Source organism: Colwellia sp. BRX8-7, assembly GCF_014077275.1.
Taxonomy (GTDB): domain Bacteria; phylum Pseudomonadota; class Gammaproteobacteria; order Enterobacterales; family Alteromonadaceae; genus Colwellia_A.
Genome location: NZ_JACGVP010000041.1, coordinates 1 through 4,938 on the forward strand (window position 1 = coordinate 1; position 4,938 = coordinate 4,938).

7 protein-coding genes are annotated in these 4,938 nt (G+C 36.0%); all 7 read left to right on the forward strand.

Translation table 11 applies throughout. From position 1 onward, the window contains the following. Positions 1-119: 119 nt before the first annotated feature. Positions 120-431 (forward strand): hypothetical protein, encoded by a 312-nt coding sequence (locus H4J57_RS19015; protein ID WP_182243930.1) that lies wholly within the window; start codon positions 120-122, stop codon positions 429-431. 137 nt (positions 432-568) lie between these two features. After that, on the forward strand, positions 569-754 hold the full coding sequence (locus H4J57_RS19020; RefSeq protein ID WP_008170482.1) for a hypothetical protein: 186 nt from the start codon (positions 569-571) through the stop codon (positions 752-754). Between the two features lie 154 nt (positions 755-908). Then, positions 909-1,598: a SurA N-terminal domain-containing protein gene (locus tag H4J57_RS19025; protein WP_182204773.1), complete on the forward strand. Its 690-nt coding sequence runs from the start codon at positions 909-911 to the stop codon at positions 1,596-1,598. Positions 1,599-1,717: 119 nt separating this feature from the next. Beyond that, the gene (locus tag H4J57_RS19030; RefSeq protein WP_182243926.1) at positions 1,718-2,002 is read left to right on the forward strand and encodes a hypothetical protein; all 285 of its coding nucleotides are present in this window, start codon (positions 1,718-1,720) and stop codon (positions 2,000-2,002) included. 120 nt (positions 2,003-2,122) lie between these two features. Beyond that, positions 2,123-2,494, forward strand: coding sequence for a hypothetical protein (locus tag H4J57_RS19035; RefSeq protein ID WP_182243927.1), 372 nt, complete (start codon positions 2,123-2,125; stop codon positions 2,492-2,494). A gap of 132 nt (positions 2,495-2,626) precedes the next feature. Then, positions 2,627-3,100 (forward strand): hypothetical protein, encoded by a 474-nt coding sequence (locus H4J57_RS19040; protein WP_182243928.1) that lies wholly within the window; start codon positions 2,627-2,629, stop codon positions 3,098-3,100. 102 nt (positions 3,101-3,202) lie between these two features. Next, positions 3,203-3,490 carry a hypothetical protein gene (locus H4J57_RS19045; RefSeq protein WP_182243929.1) on the forward strand — a complete coding sequence of 96 codons (288 nt, stop codon included), beginning with the start codon at positions 3,203-3,205 and terminating at the stop codon, positions 3,488-3,490. Positions 3,491-4,938 lie beyond the last annotated feature (1,448 nt).

Consider the following 4,938-nt stretch of genomic DNA (forward strand, 5'->3'; position numbering starts at 1 on the left):
AATAAGTTGGTTAGGCAAGTAGCCATATAACAAGTTACTCAAACGGACGCTAAACAGTTGGCTAGCACTCGTTCCTCGTACATTTTAGCCAACAATTTCGCGCCGCTTAGTAAGGCGTTATGTGTATTGATATGAGTCAAGCAAGAATATTTGTCGATTTTAATGAAATGGTTGAAAGTGATTTGGTTTTGCTTTCCAAAACTGATGTGAAAGTTAATTCTGATGGAATCGATATAACTTTATTCTCAGGCATGCCTGTTTATATTTATATGGATGATACTGATATTTCGGGTAAAAAAGATAACTTGCTTGCTGATGGTTTTGTTGAGTTAAATAATCCAAGTGTAAACGGCGATTGGACTCGGGTAGCAAAGTGGTGTTGTAGGATTAATAATCGCGGTATATTTAACGAATCAGAAAAATACACATAACAAGCCATTCAAGCAGGACTTTTAACAGTTGGCTAGGTTCCGCTTCGCTTCACATTATAGCCAACAATTAAAAGCCTCTTAATGGGGCGTTATGTGTTTCGACTATTTACAGTAACTTCAAGGATGAGGAGTCCAAAATGAAATTCAAAAATAAACTTAATCGAGCACAGTTAAGTGCTGTAACTTTATGTTTAGGTGCTTCACTAGGCATGTCTATATTTGTTGGGAGCTCATCGCCTTTTATAGGATTAATGCTTGGTACAATTACCGTCGGTGTTTATGTCATGATTCTATCTGGCAAGTGGAGTGCAAAAAACACATAACAAGCCATTCAAGCAGGACAAATAACAGTTGGCTATTTGCTCCTTCGTCGCTTATTTTAGCCAACCATTATTTGCCTCTTAATGGGGCGTTATACGGTTAATCAGAGTTCGAAGTATACGGTAGCATCACACTAAGGACACATGGAGGTATTTTATGAAAATGGTTCAATTATTAACTTACGCATTTGTTACATTGATGGTTATTTCATCTTTTAGCGGAAACTCAGGCACTTATAAAAATGAAAAAATAGCTTTAGTATTTGGGGAAACTATATATCTTAAGGATCTAGAACCAGAGGAACGAGAGTTGGATAGGTACAAGCGCTCTTATCCTGATTTGTCAACAGCAGAAATTGTGAATAGAGTTCACAATAGCAAGTTGACTTCATTGATATGGAAACAAGTTGTTAGTAAATTCTCGGAAAATTACGATGTGGAGCCATCACAAGAAGAAGTTGATGACTATATTAATGCAATGGAAGCATTGTCTTCTGAGCGGCCTAAAAGTGAAGCGAACTGGCGTCCAACTGAAATAGAATCAGAAGAAATTAATGAACAAATTTCAAATATTTACAAAGACTTTGTGCGTACATATAAAATAAGTAAAAAGCTCTATGAACTATATGGCGGCGTGGTGATTTTTCAGCAAGGTAATCCATTAGAGCCTGTTGGTGCATATCGAAAATTGTTAGAGTTTCACGAATCAAATAAAGACTTTGTCATTTATAACAAAGAGTCTAAAACCTCATTTTGGGATTACTATGTTAGAGAGCATAGAAGTATAATCCCTGAAGATAAAGTGGACTATACCGTACCTTGGTGGAAAAGAGCTTTAGAAAAGTAAATTCGGAGCAAAACCGTATAACAAGTTGCTCAAACGGACACAAATAGCTGGCTGTGCTCGTACCTCGCTATTTTAGCCAACTATTTCGCGCCGCTTAGCAAGGCGTTATAAGGTCAGTCATGCCAAAGTATTCTGTAATCCTTGAGGGGAAAAATTTCCCTGTATTATCTGATGGCAAAACAGAGCTTTTAGGTTTTATGACAACACGTAAGGTTAAAGCTTGTGACATTGAAGAAGCTGAATTAAAAGCCATTGAATTAATCAAACAAGATTCAAGTTTAATGTCTAGTTTAGATCAAAATCATGAAGCTACACCTGAAATTTATTTGGATAGCATCTACGCATTAAAGTGGTGGAATAGGCTTGGAGGTAAAGGTTACACTTTCTTTAATATGGGAGAGTAAGACCTTATAACAAGCCATTCAAGCAGGACAAATAACAGTTGGCTATTTGCTCCTTCGTCGCTTATTTTAGCCAACCATTATTTGCCTCTTAATGGGGCGTTATAAGGCCTCAAAAGTATCGTGAAATATTTAATAGCTATAAGTATATTTTTAGCTTCAGCTTTCGCTAATGCCTATGAATGTAAATCATGGGAATATGCCGCCTTGTCGTATACAACAAGCACTATAAACTTAGGTGACGACAAAGAAGAATATAGTTATTTCGTAATGTTTCATCCTCCAGGTGAGCAGGAGATTTGGCAAGATAACAAATTAAAAATGGGATTTTCTGACAAAACATTAAAAGAATATTTCAAAATAAAATCATTACATCATATTGCTATCCTTAATTCATTAGGCAACCAAGGCTGGGAAGCATACGGCTATGATATAAATAGGCCTACCAAAACTGATATAACTCAGAGGTGGCAGTTTAAAAGGTGTAAGGCGTAAAGGCCTTATAACAAGGGTTTTCAAGTCGGACAAATTACAGTTGGCTTTTTGTTCGTGCCTCACTTATTTTAGCCAACTGCAATTTGCCGCTTAAAACGGCGTTAGGTGCACAGGACGTGAGGCGTATTCATCATGAACCGTAAATGGATTCCAATACTTATTCTTTTTGTTTGGCTCAGTCAAGCAGGCTCAAGTAGTTTAAAGAACATTGAATATGGAGACATAGTTTCTGGACTGTCGCGCACCTCGGAGATTGGCGAATGCAAAATATCTGTCGATATCACCAGATCTTGGCCGTTCTCTTGGACAGCACGTTCTGCGAGTATAAATGTAATGAGTCAGGATATAATTTTAACTTCTTTCACTAGTAAGTTTAATGTGCCAGATAGAACATTCCTAAAATCACATAATACCAGTTATCACTTTACTTGGAGTCGTCAATTAGGAGACAAGTTTGTTGCATCTTTTGTCGATGTAGAGGTAAAACCAAATGGTAGCGTCCATGCTGTTAATATTGGTAATTGCCCTAACTATCCAGATAATAACGAATTAATAGGGAACTTAGAGCATTGTAATTCACCTGTTCAGGTAATAAAGTGCACCTAACAAGAATTTCAAGCAGGACAAAATACAGTTGGCTTTTTGTTCACTACGTTCACCTATTTTAGCCAACTATATTTTGCCTCTTAAATGGGCGTTAGGCATACCATGAAAAAGTTTGAAGATGACATCGAGGTTTGGATAAATAATAATTATTCAGATGCCGAAAGAGCAAAGGAAATTATTCAGCCTTTATTAGCTCTCGATACTGAGATCAATCTTTCGCGCATAGTTAGGTGTACATTATTCCTATCAGAAAGTGATTACGATTCATTAGAAAGCTATACCAATAAAGCCTTAAATGATCCTCGTAATGTTCTTTGGTGGGCAGAATATGACAATCGTAATGTTCAAAAACGAGATTTTAATTACAGTTTTAATAAACAAAAGGCATAGTTTGGTGCTAGGTAATGCCTAACAAGCCATTCAAGCAGGACAAATAACAGTTGGCTATTTGCTCCTTCGTCGCTTATTTTAGCCAACCATTATTTGCCTCTTAATGGGGCGTTATATGTCGCCACTATTCATAAAATTATTTTTGTAACTTGGGCATTTAATTTATTAGTTTTGTGCTTGTTTCCGTTCTTTTTTATGGTAACTTTAGTGGCATAAAATCAGTTTGTATTTTTGGTTACACAGTTTTCGCCTAAATGGATTTAGTGCATATCGCTCAATTCCCTTTAGGTTTTACAAAGTCTGTTTAGGTTTTTGCTTAATTGGCTTTTTAGTAAACGGCTCAAATTCACGGTTAGGAGCAAAGTGGCGAAAGGTTTTTTAAATCTACTCATTCCACGCTTTAACCTTTTATTGCTCTTGGTAACTTAAGTGTTTGCCATGTAAGCCACATATAACAAGCTATTCAAGACGGACGCTAAACAGTTGGCTAGCTTCGTTCCTCGCAATTTTAGCCAACAATTTCGCGCCGCTTAATAGGGCGTTATGCGGCATTGCGAATTCGATTAAATGTAATTGTGGTAGTTGCCTTTTCTTTATCCTGGTTATTTACGCGTAATTAAATCTATTTCAGTTTTTGGTTAAATAGTTTTTCGCCAAAGCAGGTAAGTGGTAAATTCACTTTTCATTAGTGGCTCAAAATTCACGGTTTATTGTGTCGCAATGCTGTGAGTTTTTTAAATGTGTATTTTATGTTACTAATATTTATATAAATTGTGCGGCTTGTGGTAATGTAAAAATCGCATAACAAGGCATTCAAACGGACAAAAAACAGTTGGCTGTTTTCACTTCGTTCAACATTTTAGCCAACAATTTTTTGCCGCTTAATGTGGCGTTAGGTGTTTATGATCGGCGTAGATATATTTGCATTATTTGGTGTGTTAATTTACTTATACTTAATAGTGCTTTGCATATTTAGTAAATCAAAATACTATGCGGTTTTCGTTTTAATGATAGCAAGTGTAGTTGCATACTTTTGTGCCATAGATGCCAAAGTTTTTATTAGTGCTTACCTAGGTTGGTTCTTTGTTTTTTCGTTGCCAATAGGTCTAATAAGTTGTTTTATTAAATTTTTGAGTAAACGCAATATTAATCAAAGAGTTAAAAACACCTAACAAGCCATTCAAGCAGGACAAATAACAGCTGGCTATTTGCTCCTTCGTCGCTTATTTTAGCCAACTATTATTTGCCTCTTAATGGGGCGTTAGCAGGCACCACTTGTTCTATTTTTAAAGTGTTTGGCTAGTTTATATTTTTATGCAAAGAAGCGGCGTTTTTTACTTTCCTTCCTTTGTTTTGGTAATCTTTTGTATTTAGTTGATCGGTAATCATTTTTTGTTATTGTTTATCAATTAAAGTTTGGTGGCGAAGTGGTGCGGTGTTTATTGTTT